This window comes from Pseudomonas sp. IT-P2, assembly GCF_949767575.1.
In the GTDB taxonomy this organism is placed as follows: domain Bacteria; phylum Pseudomonadota; class Gammaproteobacteria; order Pseudomonadales; family Pseudomonadaceae; genus Aquipseudomonas; species Aquipseudomonas pharyngis.
Genome location: NZ_CATKQA010000001.1, coordinates 82836 through 99062, shown reverse-complemented (window position 1 = coordinate 99062; position 16227 = coordinate 82836). Strand labels below are relative to the sequence as shown.

At 55.6% G+C, this 16227-nt stretch carries 16 protein-coding genes; 6 read left to right on the top strand and 10 right to left on the bottom strand.

Going from position 1 to position 16227, the window contains the following annotated elements:
- The first annotated feature begins 1082 nt into the window (after positions 1-1082).
- The 5 genes from ACM6JM_RS00505 (at position 1083) to ACM6JM_RS00485 (ending at position 4172) form a co-directional block, all read left to right on the top strand.
- Complete coding sequence (locus ACM6JM_RS00505) at positions 1083-2408, top strand: S-type pyocin domain-containing protein (RefSeq protein WP_414881134.1); 1326 nt, start codon at positions 1083-1085, stop codon at positions 2406-2408.
- 10 nt (positions 2409-2418) lie between these two features.
- Positions 2419-2763, top strand: coding sequence for a DUF6572 domain-containing protein (locus ACM6JM_RS00500; protein ID WP_414881133.1), 345 nt, complete (start codon positions 2419-2421; stop codon positions 2761-2763).
- Positions 2760-3434: a hypothetical protein gene (locus ACM6JM_RS00495; protein WP_414881132.1), complete on the top strand. Its 675-nt coding sequence runs from the start codon at positions 2760-2762 to the stop codon at positions 3432-3434. Before ACM6JM_RS00500 ends, ACM6JM_RS00495 begins: the two co-directional genes overlap by 4 nt.
- A gap of 252 nt (positions 3435-3686) precedes the next feature.
- Entirely contained in the window at positions 3687-3869 is a 183-nt protein-coding gene (locus ACM6JM_RS00490) for a hypothetical protein (RefSeq protein WP_414881131.1), read from the top strand.
- Between the two features lie 6 nt (positions 3870-3875).
- Positions 3876-4172 (top strand): hypothetical protein, encoded by a 297-nt coding sequence (locus tag ACM6JM_RS00485; RefSeq protein WP_414881130.1) that lies wholly within the window; start codon positions 3876-3878, stop codon positions 4170-4172.
- 72 nt (positions 4173-4244) lie between these two features.
- Here the strand turns inward: ACM6JM_RS00485 and ACM6JM_RS00480 are convergent, their stop codons facing one another.
- Both ACM6JM_RS00480 and ACM6JM_RS00475 read right to left on the bottom strand, forming a co-directional pair.
- Positions 4245-5273, bottom strand: a complete 1029-nt coding sequence (locus ACM6JM_RS00480) for an HNH endonuclease (protein ID WP_414881129.1) — start codon at positions 5271-5273, stop codon at positions 4245-4247.
- Positions 5274-6243: 970 nt separating this feature from the next.
- Complete coding sequence (locus ACM6JM_RS00475) at positions 6244-7089, bottom strand: DNA/RNA non-specific endonuclease (protein WP_414881128.1); 846 nt, start codon at positions 7087-7089, stop codon at positions 6244-6246.
- A gap of 1034 nt (positions 7090-8123) precedes the next feature.
- Here ACM6JM_RS00475 and ACM6JM_RS00470 point away from each other — a divergent pair.
- On the top strand, positions 8124-8411 hold the full coding sequence (locus ACM6JM_RS00470; RefSeq protein WP_414881127.1) for a hypothetical protein: 288 nt from the start codon (positions 8124-8126) through the stop codon (positions 8409-8411).
- Positions 8412-9362: 951 nt separating this feature from the next.
- Here ACM6JM_RS00470 and ACM6JM_RS00465 read toward each other — a convergent pair.
- The 8 genes from ACM6JM_RS00465 to ACM6JM_RS00430 form a co-directional block, all read right to left on the bottom strand.
- The gene (locus ACM6JM_RS00465; RefSeq protein WP_414881126.1) at positions 9363-10214 is read right to left on the bottom strand and encodes a DNA cytosine methyltransferase; all 852 of its coding nucleotides are present in this window, start codon (positions 10212-10214) and stop codon (positions 9363-9365) included.
- Positions 10175-10375, bottom strand: a complete 201-nt coding sequence (locus tag ACM6JM_RS00460) for a Com family DNA-binding transcriptional regulator (RefSeq protein ID WP_414881125.1) — start codon at positions 10373-10375, stop codon at positions 10175-10177. The genes ACM6JM_RS00465 and ACM6JM_RS00460 overlap by 40 nt, the downstream gene beginning before the upstream one ends.
- Positions 10376-10744: 369 nt before the next feature.
- A complete protein-coding gene (locus ACM6JM_RS00455; protein WP_414881124.1) occupies positions 10745-11713 on the bottom strand; it encodes a phage baseplate assembly protein V in 969 nt (322 codons plus the stop codon).
- On the bottom strand, positions 11698-12390 hold the full coding sequence (locus ACM6JM_RS00450; RefSeq protein ID WP_134333610.1) for a hypothetical protein: 693 nt from the start codon (positions 12388-12390) through the stop codon (positions 11698-11700). Before ACM6JM_RS00450 ends, ACM6JM_RS00455 begins: the two co-directional genes overlap by 16 nt.
- The gene (locus ACM6JM_RS00445) at positions 12387-12932 is read right to left on the bottom strand and encodes a DNA-binding protein (RefSeq protein WP_134333609.1); all 546 of its coding nucleotides are present in this window, start codon (positions 12930-12932) and stop codon (positions 12387-12389) included. Before ACM6JM_RS00445 ends, ACM6JM_RS00450 begins: the two co-directional genes overlap by 4 nt.
- On the bottom strand, positions 12929-13852 hold the full coding sequence (locus tag ACM6JM_RS00440; RefSeq protein ID WP_134333608.1) for a hypothetical protein: 924 nt from the start codon (positions 13850-13852) through the stop codon (positions 12929-12931). Before ACM6JM_RS00440 ends, ACM6JM_RS00445 begins: the two co-directional genes overlap by 4 nt.
- Complete coding sequence (locus ACM6JM_RS00435) at positions 13849-14556, bottom strand: hypothetical protein (protein ID WP_134333607.1); 708 nt, start codon at positions 14554-14556, stop codon at positions 13849-13851. The genes ACM6JM_RS00440 and ACM6JM_RS00435 overlap by 4 nt, the downstream gene beginning before the upstream one ends.
- Positions 14557-14572: 16 nt before the next feature.
- Positions 14573-16225 carry a phage tail protein gene (locus tag ACM6JM_RS00430; protein WP_134333606.1) on the bottom strand — a complete coding sequence of 551 codons (1653 nt, stop codon included), beginning with the start codon at positions 16223-16225 and terminating at the stop codon, positions 14573-14575.
- Positions 16226-16227: the final 2 nt, after the last annotated feature.

Sequence of the window (16227 nt, the reverse complement as noted above, 5' to 3'; positions counted from 1 at the left end):
TGGTGGCTTAGTGCTATTGATGGCCTAACGCTAGATCATGTGCGATTCCTCTGCAGAATTTTTTTGATTGAGAGGTAGCTTACTAAGGTCGGTTTCAATGGAGATGCGAATTCGAATTGTTCTTTTATTAAAAAAAACTTTTACTTATCAGTTGGTTATGTGGCTTGACATTTTTTTTGATGGTAGATGCGTCTAGCCATTCATATAGATCTTTCAGGTGAAGATAAAATGTAACACCATGTTTTTACGCCTCATACAGGCTTATTAGGCGTGTGGCATGTCTCTTATACGGTTGCCGTAACCTGTCCACGATTTTCCTATCTTCAGAAACAGCTGCACTCAGTGAAATCGGTAATCGGGTATCGGCAGCCCCGTGTTGCGTGGGTTGGACCGCTCCCTACTACATTTTGAGTTTTCAATAAATTTTGATTGATGGCCCGCCGGCGGGAGGGGGAAAAGTGCTTTCTTCGGATTGATTTCAAGGACGGGCAGAATCCCCGCACATCGAAGAATGGCTAGCAGTTTCTTGGCTAACGGTGCCAGGGGGGGCAGCAAGCACTGAATCAGTGACTACGGAAGGCTGCACTTTGCAACCGATGTCCGCTATCGCATCGGTAGCCGAGAAATGGCTACCGGATGGTGGTGGTGGTGGTGGTGGTGGTGGTGGTGGTGCTCTGACACATTGGCAAGGGGGCCGTCACCGTGAAGGTTGAAGGCGAGTTTGCTGGCTGTTGATTGCAGGAGACAATGATGGCGGCGATTGCGATTAGGTTGCCCAGTGTGGCGGTAAGGTTTTGATAAGACATCGAAAATTTCTCGTATATGTCTTTTATTTAGCTCCGGTTGATCTCAATCCCCTTCAAAAATACGACCACTCGTCGGTTTTTTCGAAAAGAATTTCCGCTATTGAATAGGTACATGAGCGCGCGGATCGGCTCACATGGATTCAAGCGTGAACTCAACAGTCTCAAATTCATTCTCGCCCCAATTTCAGATCCGTCCTACATCCTCCCTCGCCACCATCAGATATCGTCCCGCGCCCGGCTATAGCCGCGAAGCCACAGCACGAAAAAGGATGAAGCATGGCAAGGAACAAGGACGTCCCCAAAATATGGCGAACGTATGGGGCGGAAGGTGTCGGTGGCTATCGACGCCTGGAGGACATGACAGACGCCGAAATCGCAGGGCTTGAGGCAAGGCAGAAACCCTACGAAGCCATGCTCGCCCGCCAGCAAGCCTACGAAGACAAGCTCACTCAATGCGCACCGCCCGTAGAAAGAGAACGTAAAGGGTGCGTATTCGCCAAGTCCTGCAACCTACCTGACGCCATTATCGATTACACCAGCCCATCGGGCGCGGTGCCCACCGACAGCATCACTAACTACGGTGATCTAACCGTACTGGCGGGGCGGGAGTCCGACGAAAACGGCTGGGTGCCCCTGCAGAGAGTCAGTGGTGTCTTCGGACCGAATCTCGGATCGTTCAGCCTGGCGGGACCTGCTATCGCGGCAGCAGTCAGAGCCGCGGCAACAGCAGGAGTGCGTGCGGTAAGTGCAACTGGTGCCGCCATAACAGAAGCCGCCATGGGTGTGAAAGCAAGCTCAATGGTCGGGGTGCTTTCGCTGTTAGCCCCTTCCAATCAGAACGACAGCGCCCTCTACACCGAAGACCAACTCCGTTCACTCAACCAAGCCCGTTCACGCGTGCGCCTGCGGGTTGAGGAACAAGGGGACGGTAGCCTCAAAGGCTACGGCTTCTATACGGGCAAGAACCGTGATTGGGAAATGGTTAACGTGGTGCAGTTCCAGGCACGTGGCGACCAGCAAGTTGCGGACTTTGGCGATGGAATCGAGCTGATCTGGACACCGGCGGCCGATGTCAGCGGAACGCTGGGTATTCCCGCACTGGAAGCTGCGCCGAAAACACCGCAGATCTGGATCTACCCACCGACCGAAGCGGCAGATCGGATCATCGTCGACCCGATCTACCCCCCTGAGTACAAAGACTTCATTTTGGTCTTTCCGGCCGACTCAGGCATTGCACCGTTATACGTAGTGCTCAGCACTCAGCTCGAAAAAAACAAAAAGCGTGGCAAAGAGTTCGAAGAGGAAATTTTCGCCGACTACAGCGAAGACAAAGCGGAGAGCGTACGGGAAGTGACACTCAAGACAGACAGTGGCACACGCACCCGTCTTGATATGATCGGTCGTGATGCTGACGGCAAAGTCTCCTGCGTCGAGTGCAAATCCTCTGATACCGCACCGTTAACCAAGAACCAGAAAAAGGCATTTCCTGAAATCGAAAGCAGCGGTGCCACCGTCGTAGGTAAGGGCAAGCCAGGCTTTCCCGGCGGCACCCGAATTCCGCCAACCCGCGTCGACATCGTCCGCCCCAAACCAACACCCTGAAGGAACAGCTATGTCCATCCTGGAAACCAAAATCGTAGATATTTGCGCCGTTCCCAAAGCGGAACCCGATAAAGTCGTGATGGTGATTGCCGACCATCTGGGTTGGGAAGCGTCAGAGGAGGGGGACCACTTGCTGATGCTTCAAGAAAAAATAAACACCTACATCACCTTCTATGAAAGCGGTGAAGTCTTCGATTCATTGCCTTCTGCTCATGGCAAGCGGCCGGTCATTCGCATCATCGGCAAATTCCAGCTGTCGAGTGAAGCAGAAACCTTCATCGACAGCGCTACAGCGGTTTTGCGTAACGCGGGCATCGAACTGGAATTTGTACTTAAGGAAGCGTCCGGCGCATGACAGAGTCACGTAAAGCACTGATCAAACTGACGTTGCTGACCACAGCGTTGATCCTTGCGAATGTATTGACCCCACACTTGGGTGAATACATAAGCCATGAAGAAATGTCGTTCATAGTCTTGACGATCGTCCCCCTCGGTGGCGCCGTCTACGCAATCAGCAACCGCAAGAAAATCAACGTTTTCGTGAAAAACTGGCCATCCTCGCTTCTCTATACGGCAGTCGTTTTGTACGGCTGCAAGATCCTTGCGGAGAAAGCCATCAATGCCCAGACGGGAATTGAGGTTGAGAACATTCGCTACGCATCGACGATCGGGGGATTTATTTATTCCGTCCCCTTCTCATTGATCCTGATTGGCTTGTTCATGTACTTGCGCATGCTTTTTGGTTCCAAACCTGTGAAAACAAATCCGGATGACGTCGAGCATTTCCCTTGGCTGAAGATCTTTTTCGTTGGATCGATACTTGGTCTGGGTGTGCTCACGCTTGAACCGGCTGACTCCGTCATTCCTTACACGGTGATTGCTGACACATCCAAGGTCACAACGTGCGGGCCGGTAGAGAAGGATGTTGTCTACGTCCGGAAGAACTCGGAGATGTGCAAACGAATACACGTGAATCCATTTGAAGGGATTTACGAATCAACGGATGTGCCCAGCAAATCCGGCTAGTCAGTCAACTCCGAGCTCAAAGCCCGCTTCAGCTTCGGCAGAAACGGGCTTTTTTCTGTCCAGGGTTGCATGAGTTCGGGGATGAATAGCCCGTAAGTCGTTTCGTCGGCCCGAATGGATGGTGCTGATTATGCGTGATTATACTGTTTGTGCATACAGTGTTTTTTGCGAGAGCATCCATCCATGCGCCATCACACTTTGGATCCGGCACCTCCTCACCTAAACGGCCCTTCACAATGGCGGACCATGTTGATGGATCAATCCGCACTGCTCGCCCAACCGGGCGCGCATCACAAAGCCTTGCTCACCTGGGCCAATGCATTGCACCGACAAAAGCTAATCGATGGCGACGAGCTGGGGGAAATGTTAGAGCTGGCGGATGGCGCGCTGGCTTTTGCTATCGAGGCGATGCTCGACATTGCCGGTGACGAGTAGCATCACATGCATGTACTGGTCACCCCCATGAGATTTCGCGGCATTGCGCTCGATGCCAAAGCTCGACGTCAGTATCCCGCGATCAGGGGCAATGTCATGGTCAATTCTTTAGTCTGTCAGGAGCTGGGCAGAGCTGCGAACGTTGCAAGGGTGGACGTGGGAATGCCGCTTGATCCTGACCCACTGCCGCCGCTGCTCGATGCGACGCTCGCGGGGATGGCCGTGACGGGATTTGTACTCAGTGGAATTGAGTACATTGATGGCTGCGCCTACGCGCAATCCTGGTGGTGCCGGCAAGGCTGAAATAAAAACAGGGGCTGAAGCCCCTGTCTGTATTGGCTTACAAATCCCGGGCGAGAACCCCACATAGAAACGCTATTGTTTTCTGTGAGCGGGCTCAACTGATGTTGTTGCTCCATCCAACGCTGAATCCTCCGGTGGAAAGGTAGGACCAGCAGGTTTGAACTGTTCTGCAAACAGCTTCAGCTCCAAATTGATGCTGTCTGCTTCAGGGGAGAAGTGAGCGTCGCGATGGCAGTTTGGGCAGAGGGCAACGCAGTTCCACACCCGGTCACTGACCTTGGCTCCTAAAATGTGGTGAACATCCAAGAAGCTTTTATACGTGCGCTGGTTCACACATCCTTGCCGTTCGCAGGATTGAGCACGTTTTAGAACGGCAGCCCGTACTTTCGGATCACGACGGCATTCCGCACGAAGCGCTGAACGTTGTAACGGCGCATCGCTACCGAGCTCGGCATAGCCGGTCGGGATAGGGCAGTCGTCCATCGCGTCATCGTCATTGGCCAAGATTTTACTGGGTAGAGCCATCAGATCAATTACGCCAGGCCAAGCCCACAATGCATCCGTCACCTGGTGAGCATTAGGCATACGCTCATCCCTTAACCAGATAGTCGGACTACTACCGTTTTTGGCGTGGTTCTTTTTGAGGTTTTTCATCTGGCCGCCGTCGATCAACTCTTGGCTGATGCGAGCCTGGGTGTCGAAGATGCCTTTTAATTCTCTGATCGGGATCAGCGCCGCGTGAACGATAAGAGCGCCATCTCGCTGAAGGATGAGGTTGTGCGTAATTCCCTGATCTAAATCCCGCTGCATTGTCATGCGCATGGTCTTATCCCAGTCATCATCGACCAGGCGGGCACGCAGTTGTGCTGCGGAATACTTCAAATCTTCGGTGGTGCGTCTTCGCCAGCACAGGCGAACACGCATTTTCACTCGCGCACCTTCAGGTGATGTAGCCGAAACCAGCTGGCTTGTGGCCGATCCGGTCACTTTGAGTTGATCATCGATGTCCTGAAAGCCACGGTCGGCCAGGAATGGCGCAACGGCGGCTCGGGAGATGCTTTCGGCGTGAAAGCTTTCTTCGCTACGAAACTGGCGTGTCATTCGAATTCTCCCTTTCGGTCGCTGCGTGCACAGCGATAGGTCCCTATGGGCATCCTAACGAAAACGGGGGCCGAATGGCCCCCGTTTTGCGTTTACACCTCCTGAATAATCCTGATCAAACGAATCGACCAATATGCAGCCTGAAACGCCCGAATCAGTTCTTCGGGAAGGTACTTCTGAATGAAGGATCGCAAGGGCGAATTCTCCAAAAGGTTGGCGGAATTTATTCCGAAACTAATGACGGAACAAACAGGTTTCCACTTACGCAGTGGCTAAACCGTAAACTAAGACGCAAACTCATCGGAATGGTTAATTAACGAATTAACGAATTAACGAATTAACGCACGGTTGACGGACCGGTCACTTGGCCATACCCTTCGAATTGCGAGTTACAAAGCTGTATGGCTGTAAGTGGAAACTGGAGATTACCACAGGAATTCCTCAGGGAATCAACCTGAAAAAATCTGCCCCGAGGCCCGCCACTGCGCGGGTCTCGTCGTTTGTGGAGGGTGGGGCCACCATCGGTGATAGCACACCCCCCGACAAATGGCGGGTTTGCGCGGGTTGGTCGCTCAAACCGACGGAAAATGGTCAACACTAAGCAACACTATTCAGTATCACTAAGCCACTAAGACTTTCCGACGAACGGTAGTTTGTGGTGTGAAGTATGTTTCACCTATCGCAAAAGTTTTGCACCACATGCAATAGGAGAAAATTCGTGATAACCGGAAAAATCTACCAAGCACACTTCTTACTCTGTTTATAGAGTGGCATTTGGCTATTTAGCGAGTGGCTGGATGAAGTTTTACTATATACCGTAAAAAACATACTTTTAACTGAGCAAATCGCGTGGTCGACGCTCTTTTTTTAGAGAGTTAGCACGGACGATCTACCCCCATGGGTCCAGCCCGATTCAGGTGGACCAATGGGATTGATAAGGGCGCGGCCGGTACCGTAGTCAGATGGCTTGTCAGGGGAATGCAATAGGCTGCAAAGCACCCGGCGCACAGCCAATCCTTTGCGACAAACCACCCTTCCTAGACTTCAACGCTGCCTGTACGTTGTCCGGCAAATTGCTCCACAACGTCAGGCCCGAACGTTCCTCAATCTCAGCCACCGTCACCTGATAGTTACAGAAGTTGGCTTTGCGTGGCGTGTTCTGTTCCATGACGAAAGCAGCATATTGGCCGTCAGCAGGCGAACTGCCCAAGAAGATGACTTTCCAGTATCCACTGGGGATTGTGTGGACTTTGTTGGTGCCTGGGAGAGAACCGATGGTCCTTTCGTACAGCGGTCCCGTTGCCACGTAAACCGCATCGATGCCGGGTGTCTTACCCAAAGCGCGTTCTTGATCCTCCAACCGGGCCCATGCGCCTCGGTTCAAGTCTTCATGCTGCGGTGTAATGTTGCTCAGGTAGTTCAGGGGTTCCCATTCAGCGATCCCTCCCATCGAAGCCAGGTTGGCTTGGTGGCCTCTGTCCAGGTGCAAGGCAACGTAGGCTCCGTTGTAGTCCACCGGATTGAGTGTTTCATCCGGAGGTATGGCGGGGTCAGTTTTCCAGTTGCGTGGGCGATTGGGGGCGGGGGTGTCCTTGGTGATTTTGTAGGCGACCCAATTGGCGAATTTCGTCGAGCCGTTGTTGTTCAGTGTGTAGGCGTCGCGAACGATTGTGACCTCGTCACCGCCAGATGGGCACCCGACTGCGCAGTTGTCGACGGTGGGTATCTCGACACGAGAGCGTTGGGTGCTAGATAGCTTCACTTCCTTTACTTGCTGGAATCTGTCGCCGACCTCAATCGATGACGGCTGGTACATGCAGCCAGCAGAGGAATTACGACGATCAACAGCGAGCTTGTTTTCAGCATTCCTTGCATGGTTCTCTCCTTGGAAAACGCAGAACGTAGACCTCAAGATGCGATAAGACTAGACGTTCCATGCCTCAAATTATTTCAACCGCACACAAAGACGTTTCTGTTATGAGAAATGCTAGTGGGGTTTGCTGCTATGCCACGAATTCAAGGCAAAAAAAAACCGCCTTAGGAGGGCGGTTTTTCATCGCAAACCTGGTCAGGACCCAAGCTTGCACGCTCACAGGGAACGCTTAGTGCCGGCAAAGCTTATCTGCAGGAACTACTGCATTGCAATATAAATGGATCAGTGGCATTTGCCTCCCACCCCTTTATCTGCAAGGGGTTGGCGCACATTGGGCGTTGTTGGCGCCTTGTAACTGGAAGTATGCGGAATACTGCTTCGCATGGCGGTCTGTCGGTTGTGTTCTTCGGAGGTGCCTCGATTGGCTTCTTCCCAGTGAATTTTCTCGTTACCATGCGTACGTTCTCGCGCCGGTCAGTTTTTGAAGCTGGGCAACATGCGCAGGAATTTTTTGCCCTCCTGACACGGATTAGGAAACCGTGCCGGATTCATTCGGGAGGAATCAAATTAGCCGCCTCACAGGGAACGCTTAGTGCAAGCTCCCCGAAGGTACGCATGTTCCGGTAAGCGTACTGGAGGTTTGGCCCAACCTAGGGAGGGCCAAGTATGTCTAAGTTCAGACGTACGTGGGACTTCGTGGTGGTTTGTGTGCGTGTTCATCACGTCTACGAACTGCTTCGAGACTACTTTGATGATCTGTAAGATCTGAAAAGGGACCCGCTTCGGCTTTGGCTGAGGCGGTTTTTTTTGCCTACAGAAAAACCATCAAATGAAGCCGATCCGGTGCTTTTTCCTCCTCCCGTCCCTGCTATGCACCGTCTCAAACACGAACCGTCCTACATACCCCAAAAGGGCATTTTTGATAAAAAATACCTCCCTACGGCACGTCGCCCTAGGCATCAGAAAAGGATTTTCTAATGCCCTACGTTTTATCGTTCGAAGTCCAAAAACGCTACAGAATCCGCCACGCCACGGTCAGTGAAGCCATTGCCTGCTACGAAGAAACCTATCGTTTGATCGGTGCCTGGTTAAAGAAACACAATGCCAGCGCCGATCTTCGCTGCGTTGACACGGGGAGAGTTGTTCAGCTGTACCAAGGAATAACCGTATTGGAAGTGGCTGCGGAGTTTGGTGAAGCCGTTCAGTGGCGAGTGGGCGACGTTGCCGTGATTCGATCGTGGATCGAGTCACGGCACGGCAATTAGGGATTAACCACTGACACCAGCGCGTTGCCGCCATGATTCGCAACGCGCTGATGCCTTGGCTTACGCCGCCTGAATCAACCTCCGCCCAACCCACTCCGCGACCTGCGTAACGACGGCGTTTCCGGCAGCGAAAGCCTCCGCAAGGTTGACCGCATCCAGGCCGAAGCAAACCCATCATCCTAAGCCGCTCACTGCCGCTCAGACATCTGATGCCATCCGTTCGGGTGAGCGACAAGAGTGTTACAGCCCATAGCTATCTGGGAGGGGCTCTCGGCGAGCAAAGTATGGGACCAGCGCTGCGACAGAGACGCGTCCACTGAAGCTGCTGGACGTTGAAATTTCAAGGGCTTCATTCACGAACTCGCGAAAATATGTCAATCACAAGCGGCAAAAAAGCCGAGCATCGAGGCGCCTCCATATATGGAAGTATTTATGCTGCGCTATCGCTAATTTCAGACAAGTGGTATTGGTTCCTCTATGAAATACGATGAACCTGTTATTTCTGACAGTGGTGACGAGTTGTTGGTGGGTGTATATACGAATTTGCATCAATTGAGATGCAAAAAATATCTTATTATTTGAATGTGAGGTGAATGGAATGCCTACTCCAATTGTGACTAAACATTACTCGGGTACCGCTACTTCTGATTCTGAGTATTATACGCAAGATCGTGTTAAGACTATTACCGAAATCAAGCCCGACGATGGAGGCCCGGTAGTCATTGCTAGTAGCTATGGTAGACTTGTCTCTGCTGGAGAGAGGGTTACCTATACAGTTACAACAGGACCTGTTGGCGAAATAATCACACTAGATTGAACGAAAACATGTGTAGGCTTTTATGTAATGTGCGGATCGGTCACGGTTATTTGTAGTCGTGACCTTGCCGCATCACAGACCAAGTTGGTTCCAAAAAACACAGGGTAATGACGATTGGCCTGCTAGTTTTCTTGTTAACTAACGTTGATCAGTTTTTTTCCCAGCCACTCCGCGACCTGCGCAACAACGGCATTTCCGGCAGCGAAAGCCTCCGCAAGGTTGGCCGCATCCAGTCCGAGGCAAAACCCATCATCCTCAGACGCTCGCTGCCGCTCAGCCATCTGATCCCATCCGTGCGCGTGAGCGACGAAAGTGGTACAGCCCATAGCGATCTGGGAGGGGGCTCGGTCGGCCAGTAGAGTATTGGCAGCCCAGGTATCCGCCGGGCGTGGGAGTTGGATCTTCCCAGACGCTGGAGGTATTGCGTCCACTGGCGCGGCGTCAGCCAGCAACTCGAAGGGGGGCATGCGTCGATAACCTGCGACCAGGAATATTCGACGACGCTGCTGGGGGACTCCGAAATATTGAGCATTAAGCACTCGCCAAAATCCCACATACCCGCAGTCCGCAAGGGCCCGGACGACTGTTTCAAAGTCGTGGCTATCGTTGACAGCGAGCAGGTTAACGACGTTCTCAAGCACCACCCAGCGAGGTTGAGTTTCTTTGAGGATTCGTATGACTTCCCAGAACAGGCCGCTGCGGGCGCCGCGCAGTCCACGGGTGTCTCGGTTGCTTTCGCGGGCGCCGGCGACGCTGATGTCCTGGCAGGGGAATCCGGCGGTGAGGACATTGACGGGACTGAGGTTGTGAGCGCCGCACTGGCGCACGTCTTCAAATTGCTGTGCATGGGGAAATCGATCGGCAAGCACAGCCCGGTTGATGGGGTTGAGTTCGACTTGCCAGGCGCTGCGGTATCCGGCGTTTTCAAATCCAAGATCAAAGCCTCCTATGCCTGCGAACAGGCTGCCAATAGTGGGTTGCTGCATTCAGAAACTCGTTGTTCTGGATGCTCGCGGCACGCTGGGGGGAGGCTCGGGTCCTTCAGGTGGTTGAGTGTCCGGCAACGCGGGCACTTGATCTGTAGTTCGGTGAAGCCGCTGGCGGCGGCGAGTTTGCGGCAACAGTGGCCGCAGCGGATGTCCTGCATTTCAACCTCAACGCTTACGTAGGGCTATAGGTCTTATATCAAAGTGTTTTAAAAGACTGTTATTTCTTACAGTGTGAAAAGTGTATGGGGTATGGAAATCTAAACAAGAAATTCATATTAAAGGGGTAGCGGTTCATGGCTAATATACTCAGGTTTCAAGTTTATGGTTTCCCCTCGGAGGTTACAGAGGAGCAACTCCGAAAGGCGTTTTTGACTAAGTACTCGGGAGAAATTGTAAGTGTCCGTGTTGACCGTCTGTCAGAGGAGGCTATTGTTGAACTGTTGGGTGGTCTGTCGGTTGCAGAACCTTCTGGTTTATTGAGAGTGAAGTATAGTGATTTACTTAGTTGACTGTTCATTTGCTGTTTTTCATAAGCAGATCGGTTCTAACTTTTCGGCAAGCGCTAAAAAGGTGTCGGAGTATTCAATGAACACTCCGGCGTTACTTGGCGGCTGAGCAGGGCCATGTTTGTGCTCGGCGAGCGTAATATTCATCTGCTCCAGCAGATCGATCACATCACACAGTATCTGCAACACGTTGACCGCCTCGGACCCCAAGTGGGTCTTGAGCGCGGTCAGCCGTTGTTCTGCCGCCACACTTTCGCGCCTACCCTGGATCTGCTCGCGCATGTCGCCACCCACAGTGGCGTTGTGCGTTTGCCCCACTACGAGATTTAAATCCCGCCCGGTAGCCATGTGCAGATCATCGACGGCCGCCAGGCTGGCAGACCCACCGGATAACAATTTCAGCGCGCCCAGCGCCTCGGTCTTTTTGATGCCACCGACCGTCTCGGTGCTGTGGTCGTCGACCTCAAGGACGCTGGTCTGATAGCGCTCGGTGTTGTCCAGCGCTTCAACCACGCGCTCACTGGCCCGGTCGGTCATCTTAGCGTCTGTTTGTCGCGTCCAGTTGCCCTCGGCGTCGGCACGCTGTTGCACGGCTTCGCTGTGCTGCCAGAGCTGGTCGCCTTTGGGCACTTTCGGCAGACTCAGGCCGTGCGGCAGGATCTGCAGAATGAAAGGCTTGTGCGGTAAGCCGTAGGCAAAGCTGACCACCACGGTGGTGCCTTCTTCGGGGAAGGCATAAAACCCCATCTCGTTGCCACCGCCAGGGACTGGCAAGGCCACGCCGAGCAAGTGCGGCAGTTGTGGATCTGCCTCGCCGTCGGGGCCGAGCACTTCCAGGTCAACGCCATAGCGCGGGCGGAAGTCATCGCACAGACCGGCATCGGCCGGTGCGTCTGCAACCGCCAATACGCGGGCGAAGCGGGGCAGATGATAGGCGCCGACCAGCTCCGGGAACCGCCGCTCGATGATGCGGGTTACGGCGTCTTCCATTTCAGCACCATTTGCGTACCGGTCAGCGTCACCGACGTGATGCGCTGGCCATTGTTGATGGATGCGCCAGGGCGCAAGCCGGGGAGGGCGGCAATCTCGGCGCTCTGATTGCCTTGATAGGCGTCGAACAGCTCGACCGGCAGTTGCAGTGCTGGCCGGGTGCCCCAGTAGCTGTCGGCCCAGCTGCCCACGTACACCTCGCCGTCACCTTGCTGGTGCCAGACGAAGTCGGGAATGCCGAACACCTGAGCCAGACTGTCCAGCGCCTGAATGCCGCCGCCGAGCGAGTAGAAGTAAGGCGTTCTGACCTTGGCATAGGCCGTGTCCGGTACGCGAAAGCGCAGCCCGGTCAGGCGGCTGACCTCAACCAGCACCGCGCTCAGGTCTACATGTCGTAGCGCCATGGGCAGCGGGTAGTTGAGGATTGCCGCCACCTCGCGACAGAACAGCACCTGCTCTTGCTTGTTGGCCGTGGTGCTGCGCTCGATGTAACCGACAAAATGGCGCTGCAACGGTTTGTCGTTATAGCCCAGGTCGAGCGTGACCAGCCCGCGAAGCGTGGCCGCTGCCTTGACGGTAAAACTGGCCCGACCCGGGGTGCGCAAGTCCAGACGGACCTCGTCGCGGACCAGGTCAACCGGCTGGCCGTTGATGCTTAATACTTTGTGCAGCTTCATGGGGCAGGGGCCAGGTAGTCGTCGACGCGTTTCAGAATGCTTTCAAACCCACTGAGCTCAGGCGCTGTGTCACCGGCCTCTGGTGAAGCCGATGGATGAGCTACACCGCCGCCGGCACCGCCTTGCTGGTGCACCTTGTTGCCAGGGCGCCGAGTCTCGACCCGCTCGGGGTTCGACAGTTTCTCCGTGAGGGTGAACTGCACCCGCCAGGCCGACAGGTTGTCATCCTCCCGTGCGCTGACGGTGTCGCTGAACTGCACCTGGCGCACACCGAAGGCCTCGGCCGTGTCATTGACCAGCCGATAGGTCTTGAGCTGCCCGCCGTCGGCGGTGGCTTCTGCCAAGCGCATGATCTCGGTCAGGTGAGTCCGATCGCGGTAGGGGATCAGTAGTGCCACAGTGAGGGCTTTTGGTTTGAACCCCTTGTGCGAACTGGCGGTGTTGCTGGTCTGGCCGGACATGTCGCCACTTTCGATTTTCAGGTTGGCCGTCACCTTGAGCGACTTGCCGTTGACCTTCTGGCCGTCCAGCAGCAGCGTCATAGGCCCACCAGTTCCTGGACGAAGCTCAGCCCTTCCTTTGGCCCGACCAGCATCAGGCCGGCGCTCAGCACCCATTCATGCCCTGGGGTAGGTCCGGTCAATAGGCCCCGGCGCAGCTCGGCCATATTGCCGGGGCCGATCATGCGGGCGCGTATTGCCATGTCCGGGGTGGGGTTGGCCAAGTGGTCCTGCAGATCCTTCAACTGCTGGTCTCGTGCAGCGCCCTGGGCAACCTTACGCGCCGCCAAAGCGGACAGGTCCGCCAGGGGTGAACTGTCCGCCGTGTAGCTTTCCAGCGACGACAGTTGGCCGGACAGCGATTGTCTGGCCGCTTTGGTGAGGGTGCAGCGCTCCAGCGGCAACGTGCCCCAACGCGGCAGCGGGCCGGCAGTGGGTAGTTCCCACTTTTCGGCTTCAAGGCGGGATAAGTGCCGGGCGCGCTTTTCAGCGCGGGTCAGTTCCGGTACCGGCATCAGCGCATTGAAGTGTGCCAGGGCGTTGGCCAGTTGGTCGTAACCGGTGGCCAGGAACATCACTGTCAGCGCGTGCTGGTCGCCGTCGGCCCGAGGGGTGTTGGTGCCGTCCAAGAGTTTGTCGGCCAGTAACTGCACCAGATTGGGTGCCGACAGAAACCGTTGGTAACCGCGCCCCTGGCCGACGCCGCTTTGAAACGGGGTGATAGCAATACACGCGGGCGCTTGGCCCATCTGCTCCGACATGGCCGCGCGTCCCGCTGCGACGGCGGCTTTTGCGGCAGGCCCCACCGGCCCCGGGTTGGTGGTGGCCAACCCGTCCAGATCAGCCAGGCGCTTTGCGGTATCGGCGAGTTCCAAGCCGGCCAGTTCTTTGGCGGGCCCCAAGTCGTTCATCCACTTTGTGGCCTGCTCTGGCCAGCGCAGGGTGACCGGTGACCAGCTCACGGTGCGGGGCTCCATTCAATGGCCTGCATGGCTGGCAGATCGAGGTCGGTCAATGCTTTTGCCAAGGCGGTTTTGAGGCGCTGCGCCTGCTTCAGGGCCGCTTGTTTGAAGTTCACCAGGTGCTGGCCGACGCGGTGCAACTGAGCGGCGCTGTGTTCGACAAACGCTTTCTGGTTGTCGCTGCCATAGCAGGGGTAGAGACCGTCCAGGCCACTGGCAATCAGCCCGTGCAGATTCACCTGATCTTTCAGGGTGCTGTCGTAGCGATAAGGCTCGCCCAAGGCATCGGAGATGAAACCGGACTCGATGTAGTGCGCGCAGCCGGTGTTGATCGCCTCCAGTTTTTGCGGGTACAACTTGCCCAACTGCGTATCCAGATCATCGACCCAACGTCCGTTTTTCCAGATCTGCCCAGGTTCAGGTTTTTTCGTCGTGTAGCCGCCGGGTATCGGGCCGGGGCCACTGAGTGTCAGCGGTTCACCGGTGGCGGTGCTGTAAACGATCAGCCCATCAAAGTAATCCAGCAACTGCCAGCGCTTGCCCGTCCAGCAGGCGATTTTGAATTCGGGCGCCGGCGGCGGTGGCGTCTCGACGCAGCCACCGGGAATCAGAAAAACGCCAGGCTCCAAAGGCGATTCATCGGCCTCGACCGGGCCGATGTACAAACCTAAAGGGTCGGTCTGGTAGACGGTTCTGCTGTTCATGGTCCTCTCGCTCTGTTCAATATTTGATGCAGACCAGCAAGGCCTGGTTGACGGGGCGGGCTTCGGAGCCTCCGGACGCAGCAACGGTTACACCGTGAGCGTGATCACCGACGGGACCGATGCCGACCGCGTGGCTGTGGTCACCCGCGCCATTGATGTGCAGAAAGTGGGCGTGATCCCCCGCCGGGTCTGTGGCTAATGCGTTGACGCGACCATGGCCCACGCCCGCTGCGCCACTGAATGCGACGTTGGGGCCTATGCCCAAAATGTGTTGGTGTGATCCATTGGTCGTGGTGGAACCGGTGTGGTTGTGGTGACCAGCGCTGCCGGTCCATGCGCTGTGGCCATGGTTCCCGGCACCGGCGGTTGAGGCCGCGTGGGTGTGAGACAGATTCTGACCTTGCTGAAGCGAGCCCAAGGTGCGAGCTGGATCAAGGCCACGCCCGTCATCCAGGGCGCGAATAAACACACCACGACTGTCGCCGACATTGAAGGTGGTGACGCCGTCACCGGCGCCGTACCGGGTGCCAATGACCGCAAACAGTTTTGCGTAGGTGGTTCGCGAGACGTTGGCACCGTTACGCTTTAGCCAGCCCTCGGGTGCGTTGGGCATGTCGAAAGCGGCCACCATGCCTACGAATGAATCGTTGATGCTTTCTTCAAGCACGACCAGCGCGGCGGTAGTGGCCAGGATCTCGCTGCTGTCATCCCATGGGTCATCGCTGATGGCGTTGGGGATCTGGTCCAGCTCCACGTCGGCCTTGGTTGTGCCGCGGGCGCGCAACTGCGCATAGTCGCCGTTGTGGGCCGCAAAGTGCTGCACCAGTGGTCTGTCGATTTGCTCGACCGTTCTTCGATCGGTCACCGTCCCTGACTCTGAAAGATCCGCCAGATGAATCAGGTAGTGCTGCACCCCGGCACTGTCGATGTAGTCGCGCAGGTCCGCCCCCCACTTGATCACCCAACCCACCGCTGCACTATTGAGTTGTCGTTCCAATGCCACGTCCAGCCAGGCTTGGGTCGGCAGGCGCTGAGGGACTACGGCCAAATCTTTTGCCAGTTCCACGCGCAGCCCTTCCAGAAAGGCCAGGCCGGCTTTGACTTGATAGCCCCCGCCGGTTTTGACCAGTCGTAGGCCATGACCAAAAAAGCACGCGCGACCGAACACGTCGCGATTGGCCAGGCGCTCACGCTCATCGATGTCGCGCAGGCGCACAGTGAAATCGTGCTGCCAGGTGCTGGCATCGATGGTGACTTCAATCAACGCTTGGGCCCCGTCGAACGCAACCAGAAAGTTACGGGTAACGTTGTTGCCGATCTGCTGAGGCGGGGTATTTTTGCGCTTCTGCTGGGTGGGCACATAGGCCACCGAGAGCAACACGTCCTCGGCAGTTTCCAGCCCGATCCAGTTCCAGTCGAAGTCGCCGATATCACTGCCCATCATCAGGCTGTAGACCACCTGATTGGGGTTCACGAAACCTTTCTGGGTGTAAGCCTGTGTATGGACGATTTGCTCGGGTGGTGGTTTGGGGGCGTCCCGGTCCACCGGTTGTTCCGGGTCCAGATCGGGCACCATGGCAATGATGAACCGCACCACCTTGAGCTTTTCGTGGGCGGCCTGTTTTTCGGCAATCAGCCGTTCGCCGGCTTTGGTGATACTGGCGGACATCG